This window comes from Micromonospora purpureochromogenes, assembly GCF_900091515.1.
In the GTDB taxonomy this organism is placed as follows: domain Bacteria; phylum Actinomycetota; class Actinomycetes; order Mycobacteriales; family Micromonosporaceae; genus Micromonospora; species Micromonospora purpureochromogenes.
In genome coordinates this window covers 5,972,516-5,990,300 of sequence record NZ_LT607410.1, presented here as the reverse complement: position 1 = coordinate 5,990,300, position 17,785 = coordinate 5,972,516, and the positions used below count along the sequence as shown (strand labels likewise).

18 protein-coding genes, 1 pseudogene and 1 riboswitch are annotated in these 17,785 nt (G+C 71.5%); of the genes and pseudogenes, 13 read left to right on the top strand and 6 right to left on the bottom strand.

All coding sequences use genetic code 11. The features are described 5' to 3' along the window. Positions 1–181 precede the first annotated feature (181 nt). The 9 genes and pseudogenes from GA0074696_RS27360 to GA0074696_RS27320 all read left to right on the top strand — a co-directional run bounded on the left by GA0074696_RS27360 (position 182) and on the right by GA0074696_RS27320 (position 6,843). On the top strand, positions 182–394 hold the full coding sequence (locus GA0074696_RS27360) for a hypothetical protein (RefSeq protein ID WP_088963740.1): 213 nt from the start codon (positions 182–184) through the stop codon (positions 392–394). Next, positions 391–1,638, top strand: a complete 1,248-nt coding sequence (locus GA0074696_RS27355) for an FAD-binding oxidoreductase (RefSeq protein ID WP_088963739.1) — start codon at positions 391–393, stop codon at positions 1,636–1,638. The genes GA0074696_RS27360 and GA0074696_RS27355 overlap by 4 nt, the downstream gene beginning before the upstream one ends. Beyond that, positions 1,635–1,892 carry a hypothetical protein gene (locus GA0074696_RS27350; RefSeq protein WP_231925169.1) on the top strand — a complete coding sequence of 86 codons (258 nt, stop codon included), beginning with the start codon at positions 1,635–1,637 and terminating at the stop codon, positions 1,890–1,892. Before GA0074696_RS27355 ends, GA0074696_RS27350 begins: the two co-directional genes overlap by 4 nt. Next, positions 1,889–2,059, top strand: a pseudogene (locus tag GA0074696_RS31015) (phosphodiester glycosidase family protein); the annotation flags it as partial. The gene GA0074696_RS27350 and the pseudogene GA0074696_RS31015, both read left to right, overlap by 4 nt. 220 nt (positions 2,060–2,279) lie before the next feature. Continuing rightward, on the top strand, positions 2,280–3,788 hold the full coding sequence (locus GA0074696_RS27340) for a hypothetical protein (RefSeq protein ID WP_157746126.1): 1,509 nt from the start codon (positions 2,280–2,282) through the stop codon (positions 3,786–3,788). A 291-nt stretch (positions 3,789–4,079) separates the two neighbouring features. Continuing rightward, positions 4,080–4,301, top strand: a complete 222-nt coding sequence (locus tag GA0074696_RS27335; protein WP_157746125.1) for a hypothetical protein — start codon at positions 4,080–4,082, stop codon at positions 4,299–4,301. Next, entirely contained in the window at positions 4,298–5,002 is a 705-nt protein-coding gene (locus tag GA0074696_RS27330) for a VanZ family protein (RefSeq protein WP_088963736.1), read from the top strand. Before GA0074696_RS27335 ends, GA0074696_RS27330 begins: the two co-directional genes overlap by 4 nt. A gap of 58 nt (positions 5,003–5,060) precedes the next feature. Next, positions 5,061–5,771, top strand: a complete 711-nt coding sequence (locus tag GA0074696_RS27325) for a response regulator transcription factor (protein WP_088963735.1) — start codon at positions 5,061–5,063, stop codon at positions 5,769–5,771. A gap of 22 nt (positions 5,772–5,793) precedes the next feature. Next, positions 5,794–6,843 carry a sensor histidine kinase gene (locus GA0074696_RS27320; protein ID WP_269458698.1) on the top strand — a complete coding sequence of 350 codons (1,050 nt, stop codon included), beginning with the start codon at positions 5,794–5,796 and terminating at the stop codon, positions 6,841–6,843. A 203-nt stretch (positions 6,844–7,046) separates the two neighbouring features. Here GA0074696_RS27320 and GA0074696_RS27315 read toward each other — a convergent pair whose 3' ends face one another. Then, positions 7,047–8,135, bottom strand: coding sequence for a C40 family peptidase (locus tag GA0074696_RS27315; protein ID WP_088963733.1), 1,089 nt, complete (start codon positions 8,133–8,135; stop codon positions 7,047–7,049). 49 nt (positions 8,136–8,184) lie between these two features. Beyond that, positions 8,185–8,335: riboswitch (cyclic di-AMP (ydaO/yuaA leader) on the bottom strand. A gap of 454 nt (positions 8,336–8,789) precedes the next feature. On the opposite strand from GA0074696_RS27315, the gene GA0074696_RS27305 reads away from it, so the two are divergent. Both GA0074696_RS27305 and GA0074696_RS27300 read left to right on the top strand, forming a co-directional pair. Further along, positions 8,790–10,100: an AAA family ATPase gene (locus GA0074696_RS27305; RefSeq protein ID WP_088963731.1), complete on the top strand. Its 1,311-nt coding sequence runs from the start codon at positions 8,790–8,792 to the stop codon at positions 10,098–10,100. 154 nt (positions 10,101–10,254) lie between these two features. Next, entirely contained in the window at positions 10,255–10,662 is a 408-nt protein-coding gene (locus GA0074696_RS27300; protein ID WP_088963730.1) for a GIY-YIG nuclease family protein, read from the top strand. An 88-nt stretch (positions 10,663–10,750) separates the two neighbouring features. Here the strand turns inward: GA0074696_RS27300 and GA0074696_RS27295 are convergent, their stop codons facing one another. Beyond that, positions 10,751–11,416: an ankyrin repeat domain-containing protein gene (locus tag GA0074696_RS27295; RefSeq protein WP_088964842.1), complete on the bottom strand. Its 666-nt coding sequence runs from the start codon at positions 11,414–11,416 to the stop codon at positions 10,751–10,753. Positions 11,417–11,503: 87 nt separating this feature from the next. On the opposite strand from GA0074696_RS27295, the gene GA0074696_RS27290 reads away from it, so the two are divergent. After that, positions 11,504–12,004 (top strand): GNAT family N-acetyltransferase, encoded by a 501-nt coding sequence (locus tag GA0074696_RS27290; protein WP_088963729.1) that lies wholly within the window; start codon positions 11,504–11,506, stop codon positions 12,002–12,004. Positions 12,005–12,013: 9 nt separating this feature from the next. On the opposite strand, the gene GA0074696_RS27285 is transcribed toward GA0074696_RS27290, so the two are convergent. Together GA0074696_RS27285 and GA0074696_RS27280 are read right to left on the bottom strand one after the other, a co-directional pair. Continuing rightward, positions 12,014–13,000, bottom strand: coding sequence for an aldo/keto reductase (locus GA0074696_RS27285; protein WP_088963728.1), 987 nt, complete (start codon positions 12,998–13,000; stop codon positions 12,014–12,016). 92 nt (positions 13,001–13,092) lie between these two features. Further along, entirely contained in the window at positions 13,093–14,625 is a 1,533-nt protein-coding gene (locus GA0074696_RS27280; RefSeq protein ID WP_088963727.1) for an NAD(P)/FAD-dependent oxidoreductase, read from the bottom strand. A gap of 224 nt (positions 14,626–14,849) precedes the next feature. Between GA0074696_RS27280 and GA0074696_RS27275 the strand changes: the two genes are divergently transcribed. Next, positions 14,850–16,103 (top strand): hypothetical protein, encoded by a 1,254-nt coding sequence (locus tag GA0074696_RS27275; RefSeq protein ID WP_231925168.1) that lies wholly within the window; start codon positions 14,850–14,852, stop codon positions 16,101–16,103. A gap of 7 nt (positions 16,104–16,110) precedes the next feature. Here the strand turns inward: GA0074696_RS27275 and GA0074696_RS27270 are convergent, their stop codons facing one another. Beyond that, complete coding sequence (locus tag GA0074696_RS27270) at positions 16,111–16,803, bottom strand: hypothetical protein (RefSeq protein ID WP_088963726.1); 693 nt, start codon at positions 16,801–16,803, stop codon at positions 16,111–16,113. 92 nt (positions 16,804–16,895) lie between these two features. Continuing rightward, positions 16,896–17,747, bottom strand: coding sequence for an aldo/keto reductase (locus tag GA0074696_RS27265; protein ID WP_088963725.1), 852 nt, complete (start codon positions 17,745–17,747; stop codon positions 16,896–16,898). Positions 17,748–17,785 lie beyond the last annotated feature (38 nt).

Genomic DNA, 17,785 nt, shown 5'->3' with positions numbered 1-17,785 from the left:
TGCAGCGCAGTTACCGACAAGGTGCATTGCGTAGTCATGTTCCCGCGTCGAGAGCCTGACCAGGGTGGATGCATGGCCCGGGGCGGGTGCCGGGCTCCGGCCGCGTCGACCCGAACGACGACGACCGTCCCCTCCCGCCCCGGCGCCACTCCACGCACCACGACGCCGGAGGCGCCCACCCATGTCCGCCGTACTAGCCGATTTCCCCGTCCTCACCCCGGTCACCGACGAGGACCTGGTCCTCGCCGCACGGGCGGTCCGCGTCCACGTCCCGGAGAGCTGGCCACACGGCCTGCTCTGCCGCAGCGAACGCGTCCCGTACCCGTGCCGCCTGGCCCGCTGGGGCCGCGCCACTCTCGCCGCCGCCGGCCTCACCGAGGAGGAGATGGCGTGACCGAGCCGGAGGTACGCGAGGCGGTCACCCATTGGTTGAGCCTGCTGGCGGCGGACGCGGAGCTGTCCCCGTACCTGATCGGGGTGGACCGGGACCGGCTGACGGCGCACCTGGCGCGGACGCTCACCACCGCGCCCGGCGGCGGAGCTCTGCTCGACGGGTGGGGCGGCCTGGGCTGGTCCGAGGCGCAGCACCGGCGGGCAGTCAACTACCTAGCCCGGGTGTTGGAAGCGCGTGGCCAGCCGGCAGCCGCAACCCGGGCCGCAAGCGCCGACCAGTTCTGGGAGGCGGTGGAGGACCGCTGTCCGGGCCTGCTGCCGGAGCGGGAGGCACCCCTGGTCCACGCCGCGCTGGACCGCCTCATGACCGGTGGCGACGACCGCGCCGGGCGGTTGGCGCTGCTGGCAGTGCTCGGCCGCGCGTACCGTCGTTACGGCCTGCGGCCGACGCACGCCGCCACCCTCCAAGAGGCGTTGGGAACCAGCAAAGGGTGGAGAAGGGCGTGGCGGCTGGTCGAGTGGGCCGCCGGGCGGGTGGGCGACGGCCCGGCCTGGTGGCCGGCCGAGGTGCTCGACCACGACCGGGCCTGCGACGGCCTCGCCATCCTCACGGTACGGCCCTGGCGGCGGCTGCCCTACCAGCCCGGCCAGGCGGTGCCGGTATCCACGCCGCGCCTGCCCGGCCGGTGGCGCTGGTACTGCCCGGCGAACGCGCCGCGCCCGGACGGCACCGTCGAGCTGCACGTCCGCTCGGTCCCCGCTGGCGCCGTCTCCACCAGCCTGGTCCACGAGGTACGCCCCGGCGAGCTGCTCCACCTCGGCCCGCCCATCGACACCGGCCTGTACCTGGGCGACGAGCGGGAGCTGCTGCTGGTGGCCGGCGGCACCGGCCTGGCCCCGCTTCGCGCCCTGGTCGAGCAGGTCGCCGCCGCCCCGGACGGCCGGCGGGTGACCCTGGTCGTCGGGACCCGCACGGTGGCCGACCTGTACGACGCGGTCAGCCTCGACAAGCTCGCGTGCGCCCACGACTGGCTGCGGATCGTGCCCGTGTTCTCCCACGATTCCCTCGCGGAACCGGGGGAACGGGGCGACGCCCTCACCGTCGCCCTCGACCACCTGCGCCCCGACCAGGAGGTGTACGTGTGCGGGCCGCCGGCGATGCTGGCCGGGTCGCGGCTGCGGCTGCTCGCCGCCGGGGTGCCCGCCGAGCGGATCCACCTGCCGGATCGGCTCTCCTGGCGATGACCGTCCACCGCAGCCGCCAAGCCCTGCGCGGTCCGTTCACCCCTGACCGGATCACCACTGTGCCGCTGCCGCTGACCAGGCGCGGGCGGCGTGGCTACCGCGACGTCGACGCGCTGCTGCACCGGCTCGCCTTCGAGCTGGGAAAGCGGTCCCGCCAACTCGAAGACGTACGCGCCGAGAACCAGCGCATCAAGCGGGCCCTGCGCACCTGGCAGTCCGATCACGTCGCCTGCGCTATCCGCAGTGAGGAGTGACGGCCGCAGCGGGGTGGCCTGCGATATACGACGCGGTCAACCTTGACGGCGGGGGACCCGCCGCGATGGCCGTCCAGGGTGCGCTGGTCAACCGCCCGAGCGGGACGGAGCGGGCCGTCGGTGACGCGCTCGTATTCGTGGATGGCCCGTACCGCAGCGGGAACTGACCGCCGCTACCGACGAGAGCCGTAGCAGCGGCACGTCCGTACTCAACACCGGGTGCGGCCGGCTCCACACGATGGGCGCCGGCCGCACCCCCCCGGCGGCAGTCGATCAAGACTTCGGGTTACGGGTGGCGCACGGGTCGATGTCAGTGGTGCCGGGGCGGGCGATGCCCCGCTGGTTGATGACCCGCTCCAGCCGCCTCTGCCGGTAGTGTCGACCGTCATGCGGATGGTCTACACCTCGGCACCGGACCAGATCTTCATCTCCGCCCGCGACCGGCTGGTGCGGCGGTTCGACCGTTGGGCGCGGCGGCACCGCCGGCCGGTCGACGCGTTCGTCGTCGAGTCGCTGCTCGACCACCGCTGGGCCGACGGTGACGGCCTTCTCGGACGGTGGCAACCCGAGGACCTGGACGAGGCGCTGCTCGACTGGTTCCCCCGCCAGGTGACGTTGCCGCCGGAGCAGTGGGACTCCGTCACGCCGACCGCACGCGCCTTCGTCGACTTCCTATTCGACCAGGACCTCGCCGACCGACGCTGCGCCGACCGGCACCTGCTGCACGTCGCCTTGGACAAGCTCGCCGCGCCGTTCGCCGACGCGATGGCGGACCAGAGCCGGTACGGGCTCGCGAAGTTCTGGACCAGCCGGATGCTGCACGAGGGCGTCGACCTCACCGATCAGGCGGCCGCCGAGCGGTTCATCGCGGATCTGCACGCCGGCCGGATCGCCGTCGACGAGGACCTGCTCAACCAGGTGATGGCCAACCACGTGCTCGGCGCGAATTCCGACCCTCATCCGCCGCTGCCGCTGGTGGCCGTGCCCGACGACGACACCCTCCGCGGACTGGCCGCCGAGTCGGTTGTCGTAGGCCGGCTGCGGGAGCTGCTGCGGTGGCTCGGTGACGGGCGGACCCTCACCACCACCGGCCGGCTGCGGCTGGCCGACGCGCGGGAACTCGTGGCGCTGCTGGAAACCGGCGACGTCATCGACCCCGCGATCGGCGACCGGGTCTTCAAGACCCGCAGCAGCGATGAGCTGTACGAGCTCAGCGTGCTGGTGGCCTGGGCCCGGGCGGCCCGCGTCGTACGGGCGGTGAAGGGACGGCTGGTGCCGGTCAAGAGCGCGGCGAAGGTGCTGGCGGACCCGCTCGCGCTGGCCCGGCGGGCCTTCACCGCACTGTTCGAGCTCGGCGAGGCGGTCTGCGGGAGCGGGTGGGTTGAGTCGGTGCTGCGGTGGCGGTTCGACGATGCGGTGTTCGCCGTGACCATGGCCCTGTACATCGCGCCGGAGCCTGTGGCGATCGACGAGTTGCGGCAGCTCGCTTACCAGGCGGCATGCGACGGACTGGGGCTCGACCCCGGAAGCGAGGAGCAGGAGCGGGGCTGGCGCCAGCTCGCCGACAATGACACCGATCGACTGCTCGACCAGCTGGCCATGCTCGGGGCGATCGACAAGGATGCGGCTGCCGCCGTACTGACGCCCTTGGGTGTCGGTCTGCTCGCCGGGCACCTGCGGGAGCTGGGCGTGACCGTGCCGACCCTCGACCAGATGCTGGAGGAGACAGCGGAGGTGGTGGTCGCCACCGCCACCGGGAGCCCGCCGGAAACCGCCGCCGCCCTCATGCACGCCTGGTGCGCACACCACCCCGACACCGCCTCGGGCGAGTTGCGGGCCCTGGCCGAGCGCACCGACGACCCCGAACACCGCAGCCTCGCCCTGGCATATGCCTGAACTGGCCAGCGCGCTAACGCCCTGGCCGTGCCGCTCTGTCGACCGCTGTGCCGCGTCAGGCTCCGCCCGTAGCGGGGCGGGGTCAGACGCCGTCGCTGACCGCGCTGTTCGACGGGTTCCAGCCCGTCGCGGAACGCTGCGAAACGCTCTTCGCCTCGTCGGGTTCCACCTTGGCTGGCCGCAGCGGACCTCCCCCTGCTCAGGGTCACTCTCGACCGGTCGCTGCTCTTCGACGGTGCCCGGTGGCTCCAGCTGCTGGTGCGCTGCCGGACGGAGCGGATCGAGCCGCCGGTGGCCGGGCGGATCGACCGGATCGTGCGCTCCGCGCTGCACCGGGTCGAGCAAGCGCTGACCGTCCGGGTCGTGGACCGGTTGCCCGTCGATGTCGACAGCCGGCTGCGGGCTCTGGTCGCGGCAGAGGTGCCGGGCGACGACGCCGGGTCCGTGTATCGCGGACGTATCCAAAATCGCATACGCCACCGCAACGGCCCTCCGTTTCTAATGGCGGCATGAACCACAGCGCATCCCTGTCAGCACCGCCTCGCCGCACGCGCAGGACCGTGCTTGTCAGCCTGGCGATCCTGGGCGTGGCGAGCGTCGCGTTCGCCGTGCGGCGGCCGCTCATGATGTCCGCTCCGAGGTGCATGGCCGGGAGGTGGCACGGCTGCTTCGATACGTTCAACGGGGTGCTGCTCATGGTGCTGGTTGCGCTGCCGTTGGCCGCTCTGGTGGTGTGGGCTTTGGCGCGCCGTCGGCGTGCCGCCGGCGTCACATGGGCGTGGCGGATGTCGCTGGCCGAGGTGGGCATGGTCCACGGGACGGTGCCGTTCGTTTGGATGACCATGATGCCGGGCCTTGGGGCCGGCATCGTCCCCGGTCGGGTGAGTCTGGTCCCGCTGCGGGACCTGGTCACGATGGGGCCGGTCGGGATCGTCGGCAACCTGCTGATCTTCGCGGCGCTGGGGTTCTTCGCTCCGATGCGGTTCGCGGCGCTGGCGTCCGTGCCGCGGATCCTGGCGCTCGGGGCAGGCTGCTCGGTCCTGGTCGAAACCGCACAGTACGTCCTGCGGCTGGACCGGGTGTCCTCCGTGGATGACGTACTGGTCAACGCCGCCGGCGCCGTGCTGGCCGCGCTGGCGTCGCGCCACTGGTGGCGCACGATGGCGGAGGTGCCGTCGGACCAGCCTCTCCCCGCGCCGGCATCGGCAGGCTGAGGAGCGTGTCCGGTATGCGCACGTCGGCGGTAGTTTTTGCTGACAATAGGCTTCCGGCATGCGCGTACTGATCGTGGAGGACGAGCCCTACCTGGCCGAAGCCGTTCGTGACGGTCTGCGGCTGGAGGCGATTGCCGCCGACATCGCCGGCGACGGCGACTCCGCCTTGGAACTGCTCAGCGTCAACTCCTACGACCTCGCGGTCCTCGACCGCGACATCCCCGGCCCCTCCGGCGACGAGGTCGCCCGGCGCATCGTCGCCTCCGGTAGCGGCATCCCGATCCTCATGCTCACCGCTGCCGACCGGATCGACGACAAGGCTTCGGGCTTTGAGCTCGGCGCCGACGACTACCTCACCAAACCGTTCGAGCTGCGGGAGCTCGTCCTGCGGCTGAGGGCGCTCGACCGCAGACGCGCGTACGCCCGGCCGCCGGTCCGCGAGATCGCGGGCCTGCGGCTCGACCCCTTCCGCCGGGAGGTCTTCCGCGACGAACGCTACATCGCGCTCACCCGCAAGCAGTTCGCCGTGCTGGAGGTCCTCGTCGCCGCCGAGGGCGGGGTCGTCAGCGCCGAGGAGCTGCTGGAACGGGCCTGGGACGAGAACGCCAACCCCCTCACCAACGCCGTGCGCATCACCGTCTCCGCACTGCGCAAACGGCTCGGCGAGCCATGGATCATCGCCACCGTGCCCGGCGTCGGCTACCGGATCGACAACGGCGCGGACACCACCGACCCCGACGCCGCCCGACCCGGCAGTACGCATGCATAGAAGCCGAGGGCTCAGCGCCCGATTGAAACTCACCCTCAGCTATGCCGGGTTCCTCGCCGTCGCCGTCGCTCTCCTGCTGGCCGTGGTGTGGGTGTTCCTGCTGCGCTACGTACCCGACACCTCCCAGGGCCTTCTCGGGATCTCGCCCAACCGCTACCTCCTTATACACACCTTCGCCCCCGCCGCGGCCGTGGCGATGGTCTTCCTGCTCGTGTTCGGGCTCGTCGGGGGATGGATCCTCGCCGGCCGGATGCTCGCACCACTCACACGGATCACGGATGCGGCACGGATGGCCGGGAGGGGGTCGCTGTCCCACCGGATTCGCATGAAGGGCCGCCAGGACGAATTCCGTGAACTCTCCGACGCGTTCGACTCGATGCTCGAACAACTCGAGTCCCACGTCGCCGAGCAGCAGAGGTTCGCCGCGAACGCCTCCCACGAACTGCGCACCCCGCTGGCGATCTCGCGGACACTGCTCGACGTCGCCCGCAAGGATCCCACGCGAGTCCGGGGCGAACTCATCGAACGCCTGCACGCCGTCAATCAGCGGGCGATCGACCTCACCGAGGCCCTCCTGCTGCTCAGCCGCGGCGACCGCGGAAACTTCACCCGCGAGAGCGTCGACCTCTCCCTCATCGCCGAAGAAGCCGCCGAAACGCTGCTTTCCCTTGCCGAACAGCGCCGGATCACGCTGGACGTCACCGGCGAAGCGGCCCAGACCAGCGGCTCCGCCGAACTCCTGTCGCGGATGGTGACGAACCTCGTCCAGAACGCCATCGTCCACAACCTCCCCGCCGGCGGCACCGTGACGGTCCACACCGAGGCGCACGGCGACACGAGCGTGCTGCGGGTCGAGAACACGGGTCGTCGGCTCCCACCGGAACTGGTACCGACCCTCACCGAACCCTTCCAGCGCGGAACAGAACGCGTACGCACCGACGAACACGCCGGCGTCGGCCTCGGCCTGGCCATCGTGCACAGCATCGTCCGCGCCCACGACGGGGCCCTCGACCTCGTCCCCAGCCCCGTCGGCGGTCTCCTCGTCACGGTCCGGCTTCCCGGCACGCCGTAGGCATCGTCCCCGAGCGGGGGCCCCGTTCGGTCTGGCGCCGTTCTTGGCGATCAGGTCGGGCGCCGGCATCGACCTCCAGAGTGACGCCCCGGAGCCGGAGCACCGCCGGCGGGCTCGTGCCCGCCAACGCCGCGGTCGCCGTGGTCGTCAATCATGTCGCTTTCTTGCGATGGGTTGTGGAGCGGCGTGGATCGTCGGGCGGGTCAGCCGGGGCGGCGAGCACCGCTGTACGGCATATTCGCCAGCTGGGCCATTCGGACCACGTCCCCGGTGTGCGGGGCGTGGACGATCAGCCCGTTGCCGACGTAGATACCCATGTGATGGTGATCGGAGTAGAAGAAGACGAGGTCACCCGTGCGAAGGTTTGCTCTGCTCACCGCCACACCTGAGGTCCATTGAGAACCTGTGTAATGGTCCAGCTGCACGCCGGCAGAAGCCCACGCGTACTGGGTCAGGCCGGAGCAGTCGAACGAGTCGGGACCGTTGGCCGCCCACACGTACGGCTCCCCGATCTGATTGCACGCGGTTTTCGCCGCGACGCCGCCGCTGCCCGTGCTGGGGACGGCGGGACACTTCCCACCGATGAACAGCGAACTGGTCGACGTGATGGGTGAGGTGCTGCTCGTGGTAGCGGCTGTCTGCGCGGTGGCTGCGGCTCTGGCCGCTGCGGCGTCCGCGGCCGCCTTGGCCGCTGCGGCCTTCTCCGTGGCGGCGATCTGGCTGTGTAGCGCATCCAGCCGCTTGATCTCGGCGTCGATGGCCTTCTTGCGAGCCGCCAACTGGGCCTGCTGGCGCTGCTGTATCGCGATCAGCGCGTCGACCTTCTCCTTGTCGGCGTCGTAGCTCGCCTGCTGCGCCGACAGCCCGGTGATCTGTCGCTGCTCCGAATCTGCCACCTGATTCACGAGCGCGAGCTGATCCCCCAACGCTGTCGGCGACGAGCGGCGGGACAGCAGGGCGTTGAATGTGGAAAGCGACCTTTCCCGCTTGTAGTACCCCGCCACAATCTCCTGGACCTGGGTCCTGCTGACCTCCACCGACTTGGCGAGCGGCTCGATCCTCCGGCTCAGTTCGGCCGATCTCCGCTGGTTCGCGGCCAGTTCCGACCGGACCTTGTTGTACTGCTCGATGACGGGTTCGAGCTTTTGCCACGCCGCTTCGATCTGCTGCTGTACATCGGCGGCCGACGGTGCGGCGTGTGCGGGGGCCGCTGGCCCGACGGCCACCATGGCCGCCGCCGCGACGGCGAGGATTCTGGTGAACAGACGCGATCCGGCGGGGCGGGTGCGCACGGGTGGCAACGGTTCGGCTCCTTCCACTCGAGGCCGACGCACGTCACGGTGCACCGACCTCGACCGCCTACCGGGTTAGCTGACGGGTTCGGGCGTGGAAGGCGCCCTACCGCTGATGCGGATTCACCCCGAAACCTGCGGTGGTTCCCCGGCTCGCCTGGCGACGCCAGTGACGTCCAGCGACTCGGCGGTGGCCGTCCCGGGGTGCTCCAGGTGGAGACCGACATCCGGAACGGACGCTGACCAACATTAGTGAGGACGGCCCAAAGAAATCAACGAGCCGGCGACGCCAATTCACTGCGCTGTCAGGCGGGCACATTGGGTGCCGGAATTATGCGGACCTAAGGCTCTGCTAATCGAATTCTTAATCTTCCCTAATCTTTACCCTCAACCTGAGCGCTGTTTTTCTACAACAACCCTCAGGTGACGCTTAACCGATTTCCCGACGTCGTGGCGGCTCCATCGTCCCGTAAGTGAGCCACCCGCCGCCGGGGCTGGCCGAAACCACTTCCCGTGGGGGTCGGACGCGTTGAGGGTCTCGACGAACTGGTCGTAGTCGCCTCGCGCTTCGGCGTAGCGGAGGAACTTCACGCGCTCGACCAAGGTCGGCGGAACAGTTGCCGGTAGTGTGCGGGGCGCTGGAAGGAGGGGCCGATGCTGGGGCTGGAGGTGCCACCCGCCGTCGAAGCGGAGCGCGTCATCACCGCCGTGCTGGCAGACCTGCGCTCCGGCACCCACCGCGGCGTGGTGGTCGACTCGCCACCCGGCGCCGGCAAGTCGACCCTCGTCGTCCGCGCCGCCGTCGAGCTCGCCGCCGCCGGCGAGCCGCTGATCATCATCGCCCAGACCAACGAGCAGGTCGACGACCTCATCGACCGCCTCGCCCGCAAGGCCCCCGAGCTGCGCATCGGCCGCCTCTCCGCCGCCGACTACCGGCCGTCCGACCGGGTGAAGGCGCACGAGACGGTCAAGGTCGCCGCGAAGGTCGCCGACCTCGGCGGCCCGGCCGTCATCATCGGTACGGCTGCCAAGTGGGCCACCGTCACCGGGGGTTCCTGGCCGTGGGCGATCGTCGACGAGGCGTACCAGATGCGCTCGGACGCCCTGCTGCGCGTGGCCGGCCGGTTCGAGCGGGCGCTGTTCGTGGGCGACCCGGGCCAGCTCGACCCGTTCTCCACCGTCGAGACCGCGCGCTGGACCGGCCTGACCTGGGATCCGATGCAGTCGGCGGTGGCGGTGCTGTTGCGGCACAACCCCGAGCTGCCCGTCCACCGTCTGCCCGTGTCGTGGCGGCTGCCGGCGTCGGCGGCGCCGGTGGTCGCGGCGGCGTTCTACCCGTTCACCGGCTTCCGCGCGGGCACCGGCCCCGACGACCGGGCGTTGTCGTTCACCGAGCCCGGACCGGGGGACGCGCTCGACGCGGCGGTCGAGTTGGCCGCCACCACCGGGTGGGCGCTGCACGAACTGCCGGCCCGGCACACCCTGCGCACCGACGCGGAGGCGGCCTCGGCGTGCGCCGCGCTGGCGCTGCGGGTGTTGCGGCGGGGAGCTGTCGCCGTCTCCGAGCACGCGCCGGCCGGCGCGCCGGTCACCGCCGACCGGATCGCCGTCGGGGCCGCGCACCGCGACCAGGTCGCGGCCATCCGTGCCCACCTCGGCGAGGCCGGGGCGGGCGTCACCGTCGACACCGCCAACCGGCTCCAGGGCCGCGAGTACGACGTGACGATCGTGCTGCACCCGCTCTCCGGGCGGCGGGACGCCAAGGCCTTCCACCTGGAGTCGGGGCGACTCTGCGTGCTGGCGTCCCGCCATCGGCACGCCTGCGTCGTGGTGGCGCGGGCGGGCATCGGCGAGCTGCTGGACGCCCACCCCTCGACCGAGTCGGTGCACCTCGACGTTCCAGTCAAGTTCCCGGACGGCTGGGCCGCGAACCAGACGATGCTGGCGCACCTGGGAGCGTCGTAGTCCGCCAGGGGCGGCGATCCTCACGGCGGAGGCCGCCGACCAAATCGCCCGGCGGAGGACAAGGGAACGGAACTGGGCCACAGTCGGTGGATGACCAGCCCTGAAGGCAGGCGGCGGGGCTGCCGGACGGCGCCTTCCTCGCTACCGTCCGGGGATGACCGAGATCGCGTACGGCGACCTGCTCGCCGGCTTCACGCCTGCCCTGCCGTACACGATGGACACGGCGGAGGGCGCCCCCCGCGCGGCCGGTGTCCACGTGGTGCTCGCGGGCGACACCGTCCTCTACGTCGGCCGCACCGGGAACCTGCGGGACCGGCTGCGCCAGCACCTGACTGGCAACCGGGGTTCGTCGGTGCTGCACGACCAGATCGGCCAGGAACTCGACCGGACCGGGCCGGTGGCGACGGCCAGCGACATCGCCCACTGGCTGAACCGGTGCGTCGTCCGCTGGAAGGAGACCGAGAACCCGGAGGCGGAGAAGGAGGCCCTGGTGCTCGCCCTCACGCCGCGCTTCAACCGGCAGGTGCCCCGGCCCCGCCCGGCTACCGGCCAGAACGGCTGACTCCTGCGCGGCGGCGATGCTGAATCGTTTACGTCATCAGCTCTGTAGCGACCGCGACCAGCCACCACCGCCGGCGGCGCGGGCGCTATCAGACGAAGCCCTCCTCGACCAGGATCACCTCTTTCGCGGTGATCTCGTGCCGCTGACCGGAACCGCCGACCACCCGCATCCAGCTCTCGGTCGTCAGCTTCGCCCGATCGTCCTCGACGGTGAGGGTGAAGGTGAAGCCGCCGTACATGCCGGGGACGGAGAAGTGCGCTCCGTCGCGGGGCCTCTCCAGCAGCACCTCCAGCTCCGGCAGGCGCAGCCGGTGCTCGTCGACCAGGTTGCCGACGCGAGCGCGGATCAGCCCGTGGAAGTGCTCCTGGACCGCGCGCAGCTCGTGGTCCGGTACGTCGATGAGGCGGGGCGGGGTCAGGACCTCCCGCAGATGCTCATGGCTCAGGCGGACGGCGATGTCCAATGGGCGTTCCCCGTCGGCGGTGCGCAGCGCCCGCCAGGCGCCCAGCTCGACCAGGCGTCGCACCACCTCGACGGGCGCGCCGGCGTTGGCGGCCTGGTGCAGCGGGGCGTACCACGAGGTGCCATCGAGGCGGGCGGCGTTCATCCAGTCGGCGTTGCGGGGCTCGGCGAGCACCGCGAAGACGGCGTCCCAGTCGTACGCGCGGGCGCGGTCGGCCAGCTCGTGCCGGGCCTTCACCGCCCACGCTGACAGCGACTCGCTGCGGGTGATTCCGTCCCACCGATGCGTCATGAAGATCATTGTGTCGTGATGGCTCGTGACCCCGGACCGTCGGTAGGGGTTGCTTCAATGGGCGCGCATGGCGAACGGGGGGGACGGATGACCGAGGTGCGCATCGCGCGGTGGGACGAGGACGATCTGGACCTGCTGCGTCGCCTCAACACGCCGGAGGTCCGGCACCACACCGGCGGCCCGGAGACCGACGAGCAGGTGCTCGCCCGGCACGAGCGGTACCTGCAGGGGCCCGGTCCCCGCAGCGGCTGCATGTTCACCGTGGCGCTCCCCGACGGCGTGAAGGTCGGCAGCGTCGGCTACTGGGAACGCGTCTGGCACGACGAGCCGGTCTACGAGATGGGCTGGGCGATTCTCCCCGAGCACCAGGGGCGGGGCCTGGCCACCGCCGCCGTACGCGCCGTGGTGGCCGAGGCCCGCGCCCACGGCCGGCACCGGTGGGCGCACGCCTACCCGTCGGTGGACCATCCGGCCTCGAACGCGGTCTGCCGCAAGGCCGGGTTCACCCTGCTCGGCGAGACCGAGTTCGAGTATCCGCCCGGGCACCTGATGCGCTCCAACGACTGGCGGCTCGACCTGAAGGCCTGACGAGGTCGGTCAGCGCGCGGCGTCCAGTCGTTCCCGTTGCGCGGCGGTCAGCTCCAGCTCCACCGCTTCGAGGCTCTCGTCGAGCTGGGCCACCGAGGAGGCGCCGACCAGCGGGATCGACGGGGTCTCGCCGCCCATCAGCCAGGCCAGCACCACCTGGTTGACCGTCGCGCCCGTCTCGGCGGCCACCTCCCGCAGCGCGGCCAGCCGGCCCGGCGCGCTCGGCAGGTCGTACTCCGGGCCCAGCGGCTTGTCCGGCCGGCTGTAGCCGCCCTTCACCAGCGGCGAGTACGCGACCAGCGTCAGCGCCGGCTCCGCCCGCAGGTAGCTGGCCAGGTCACCGCCGACCGAGCCCGGGTCGCCGTCCGGGTCCAGCTCGCTGGGCAGGTCGGTGCGCCGCTGGAGGTAGGTGTGGTGGTACTGGAGCACCTCGTACCCGGGCAGGCCGGCGGCGGCGGCCACCGCGCGGGCCCGCTCCACCCGCCACGCCCGGTGGTTGCTCGCCCCCAGCAGCCCGACGGCGCCCTCGGCGACCAGCTCGCCGAAGGCCGCCACCGTCTCCTCCAGGGGCACCGTGCGGTCCTCGATGTGCGCGTACAGCAGGTCCAGCTTCGCCATGCCGAGCCGTTCCCGGCTGCGCTCCGCCGACTCCCGGATCACCTTGGCCGACAGCCCCTCGGCGTTGTCGGTGTAGCTGGTGCCGGGGGCGAGCGGACGCGCCCCCAGCTTGGTCGCGACGACGATCTCGTCCCCGACGCCCCGGCTGCGCCGCCAGCGGCCGAGCAGCTCCTCGCTCTCGCCGCCCTGCCCGCCGCTCATCCAGAACGCGTAGTTGTCCGAGGTGTCGACGAAGGTGCCACCGGCCTCGACGTACCGGTCGAGGATGGCGTACGAGGTGGCCTCGTCGGTGGCGGTGCCGAAGAGCATCGCGCCGAGGCTGAGCACGCTCACCTCGCGCCGGGTCCGCGGGTCCGTGCCGATCGTGCGGTACCGCATGAGGTCTCCCGTTCGACGTGGGGCCTCCACCCTGGACGTTCGAGCGCGCTCGAAGTCAAGGGCTCACCAGCGGACCGCCGGGAGCGCGAGGATCAGTTGACCCCGGTCGGTCGACGCTCCGCGGCGTGGGCGGCGGTCGTGCCGACGGTGCGGGCCGGCACGGTCGGGGCGTCCCGGCCGGTGCCCCGCCGCCCGTCGCCGCCCTTGTCGTTGCTCTGCTCGTGGTAGTCCTGCTCGACGTTGACCGTCCAGACGTCGTGGCCGGCGCCGTGGGCGATGTTCTCGGCGGTCAGCATGGCGGTCAGCATGGAGTGGTCCTGGTTGTTGTAGCGGTGCATCCCGTTACGCCCGACGGGGTGCACGTTGGGCAGCTCCCGTGCCAGCCACGCCCGGATGGTGTCGACGTTGTGCTGGTAGCGGTCGTCGTACACGGGGTAGGCCTTCGGCATCCGCACCACGTACCCGCTCTCCACCGCGCCGGGCCGCACCAGGCCGAGCTGCTCCAGCTCGGTGGTGGCCCGGGCGACGAGGTCGGCGTCGGAGGTCCGCCAGGTCTCGTCGTCCTCGAACACGAAGTACTCCAGCCCCAGGCAGGTGCGGCCGTCCTTGACCAGGTACGGCGACCAGGAGCCGAAGTTCTGGATCCGGCCCACGTTCACCGCCGGGTCGTGCACGTAGATCCAGTTGTCCGGGAAGGAGAACTCCTCCGGCACCACCAGCGCCACCGTCAGGAAGTCCCGGTAGCGCAGGTCGGCGGCGCATTCGAGCACCTCGGGCGGGGCGGCCGGGTGCACCGCGGCCACCAGCTCGGAGATCGGCATGGACGAGATGACGTGGTCGGCGGGCACCCGGCGTTCCCCGCCCGGCCCGTCGACGGTGACCGCCACGGCCCGCCGGCCCTCGTGGTGCACGGCCTTCACCCAGGTGCCGGTGGTGACCTCGCCGCCGCGCTTGCGGACCTCCTCGGTGCAGCGCTCCCACATCATGCCGGGGCCGAACTTCGGGTACTGGAACTCCTCGATCAGGCTGGTCACGTCCTTGCGGTTGCGGCGGGGCAGCAGCGCGTTGAGCACCGCGCGGGCCAGCGACAGGTTCTTGATCCGCTGGGCGGCCCAGTCGGCCTGCAACTGGTCGGCCGGCATCCCCCAGACCTTCTCGGTGTAGGTCTTGAAGAAGATCGAGTAGAGCCGCCAGCCGAAGCGCGCCGACACCCAGCCCTCGAAGTGCGACTGGTCCTTCGGCGGGCGCAGCCGCGCCCGCGCGTACGAGCCCATGCAGCGGGCCGCCTCCCGGACACCGAGGTTGCGCAGGGCGTTGCCGGCGTTGAGCGGGTAGTCGTAGAGCGCGCCCCGGTAGAAGATGCGGCTCATCCGGGGCCGGAGCAGGAACTCCTCGTCGGGCAGGATCTCGTGCCAGAACTCCTCGACCCGGCCCACCTTGGTGAAGAACCGGTGCCCGCCGATGTCGAAGCGCCAGCCGTCCCGCTCGACGGTACGGCTGATCCCGCCGACCACGTCGTCGGCCTCGAACACCCGTACCGTCTCGCCGTGCCGGAGCAACTCGTACGCGGCGGTCAGACCCGCCGGGCCCGCGCCGATGACCACCGTGCCGTGACGCTCGTCCATCCTCACGCCGCTCCCTGCCCTCGGGTCCTGTCGGACAGGCGCGGGTACCCGTTCTCTGCGCTGTCTCACATCCGCCGGCCCGGAACTCCTGATCATCCCGCTCGGGGCCGGGCGGTGGGGGGCGGAGAGGTGTCAGCCGGCGTAGGCGGGGGATGCCCGGCCGGCAGGTTCGCGGCCGCCGTGGGTGGGTCGCGGGTCGGACCGACTCCGTGAGGACGCGCCAGATGACCGACGGGCCGCGGGACACCGCAGCGGACGGCCGCGCGCCCGCGACCGGTCTCCCGGCGCGCTGGGACCGCCTGCTCGGCCACGCCGGCGACCTCGTCGTCCGGGTGCCGGAGCGCTGGCGGTACGTCCTCGCGGTGTTCGTCGGCGCGAAGGTCGTCCTCGGCCTGGTCGGGGTGATCGCCCTGACCGCCTGGGAGGGGGCGCCCGCCGCGCCCCCGGCCGACGAGATCAACACGCGCCTCGAGCAGGCGGCGATCTCGCCGCACCGCTGGATTTCGATGTGGTTCGCCTGGGACGCGCTGATCTACGACCACCTGAGCCGGCAGCCGCTCACCGGCGAGTGGAAGGGGGGCTTCGGCTTCCCCCTGCTCTACCCGTTCCTGGGCCGGGTGGTGGCGGTGCCGCTGGGCGGCAACACCGCCATGGCGCTGCTGCTGATCAGCAACGTCGCGTTCCTGCTGCTGCTCTACTACGCCCTGCGGCTGGGCGAGACGCTGCTCGGCGACGACGCCGCGGCGCGGCGGTTCACCCGGTACCTGGTGCTGCTGCCGACCGCGTTCCTGTTCCAGGCGGCGCTGACCGAGTCGCTGTTCCTCTGCCTGGCGCTGGCCACCTTCCACTACGCCGAGCGGGGGCGGTGGGTGACGGTGGGCGTGCTGGGCTACTTCCTCGGGCTCAGCCGCTCGGTGGGGTTCCTGGTGGCCGTCCCGCTCGCCCTGGTCCTGCTCCGCCAGCACCGCTACCGCCTCGACCCGCGCAGTCTCTGGACGTACGTCCGGACCGGTTGGCCGCTGCTGCTCGTCCCGGCCGGCTGGCTCACCTTCATGGCGTTCTGCCGGTGGAAGGGCGGGGGCTGGTTCGCCTACCAGCGCGCCCAGGAGAAGGGCTGGGGCATCCGGGTGCAGAATCCGCTGCCGGTGATCTGGAACGGTCTCACCGGCGACACCCGGGACGCCGTACGGGTCTGGTTCGCCGTCGCCGTGCTGGCGATCGTGGTCGCCGGCGTCCGCCGGATCGGGTTGCCCTACCTCGTCTACACCGTGCTGATGGTGCTGGCGCCGCTGTCGATGGGGCCACCGGTGTACAAGAGCCTGCTGCGCTACCTGATCGCCGCGTTCCCGGTCGGCCTGGTCCTGGCCCGGTGGGCTCGCAACGCCACGGCCGACGCCTGGCTGAGCGCCGCGCTGGGGCTGGTGCAGGGTGCGCTGTTCGTGGTGTGGCTGGCCTACTGGACGCACTTCATCATCTGACGGGTCGCTACGTCGCCTCGCGGAACGGGTCGACGGCGACCCGGTGCAGCCGGGTCAGCAGCTTCGCGGACTTCTCCAGGTCGCCGGCCTCGGCGGCGTTGAGTTCCAGCACGTAACTGCCCCGCGACACCAGCACGGTGCAGAGGTAGGAGGTGTCGTCGTTGACCAGCCGCTCGCACCAGGAGACGGTGTCGGCGTCCGCCGGCACCAGCGGCGCCTTGGGGCGTACGACGGTGGTGGTGGTGACGCCGTCCGGCTCCTGGTAGGTGCGGCACTTGGCCAGCGCCGAGCGGAGCTCGCCGGTCAGCTTGCGTCCCGGCACGGTGAGGTAGCCGACGACGTACTGCCGGATCCAGACCTGCTCGCCCTTCCACTGCCGCTCCCGGTACGCGGTCCGTTTCCGGTCCGACGGGAGGCTGTCGCGGCAGGGGTGCGCCAGCTTGAACCCCTCGGTGGTCTCCGACGTGACGTCCGTGATGGCCGGGTGGAAGTCGGTCAGGTCCACCAGCGCGGCCTTGACCTGACCGCGCACCTCGGCGGTCGACGTCGGGGTGGGCCGGGGCGGTGGCGGCGGGGTCGGTGCGGCGGAGACCGGCGCCGACCAGCGCGCCGGGGACGCCTCCTCGGCGGGGCCGCAGGCAGCCGCGCCGAGGGCGACCAGCATCGACAACAGGAGTGCGGGGGTACGGCGGTGCGACATCGCGCGGACGCGGTCCTCTCGTATGTGAAAGAAGGGGCCCGGTCCGGAGCCCCTTCTTTCGTGCGCCGTGCCGCCGCGCCGCGTTACACCCGTCAGCTCGGCAGGTAGTCGAACTCGTCCGGGTTGGGGCCCTGCCGGCCGGCCTCGCCCCGGTCCAGCCCGCTGATCCGCTCCATCGCCGCGTCGTCCAGCTCGAAGTCGAAGATCTGGAAGTTCTCCGCGATCCGCTGCGGGGTGATCGACTTGGGGAAGACGATGTCGTCGCGCTGCACGTGCCAGCGCAGCACCACCTGGGCCGGGGTACGGCCGACCTGCTCGGCGACGTCGACCACGGTCGGGTCGTCGAGCACCTTGCCCTGGGCGATCGGCGACCACGCCTGGGTGATGACGTTGTGCTGCCGGTCGTACGCGCGCACGTCCTCGTTGCCGAGGTACGGGTGCACCTCGATCTGGTTGACCGCGGGCACCACGTCCGCCTCGGCGGCGAGCCGCTCCAGGTGCGGCACCTGGAAGTTCGACACGCCGATCGACTTCGCCCGGCCGTCGCGCCGGAACTCCTCCAGCGTCTTCCAGGTGGAGACGAAGTCACCGTCGTAGCGGGTGGGCAGCGGCCAGTGGATCAGGAACAGGTCGATGTAGTCCATCTTCAGCGCGGACAGCGTCGACTCGAACGCCCGGCGGGCATCCTCCGGCCGGTGGAACGCGTTGTTGAGCTTGCTGGTCACGAAGACCTCGGCGCGGTCCAGGCCGGAGGTGCGGACCGCCTCGCCGACCTCGGCCTCGTTGCCGTACATCTCGGCGGTGTCGATGTGCCGGTAGCCGATCTCCAGCGCCCGGCCCACGGCCTCGGCGGTGTCCTTCGGCTCGATCTGGAAGACCCCGAAGCCGAGCTGCGGGATCGTGTTGCCGTCGTTGAGGGGGATGTCGGGAATCGTGTTCGCCATCCGGCTCTCTCTCCCATCGTCAGGGGCACCCGGCCGGG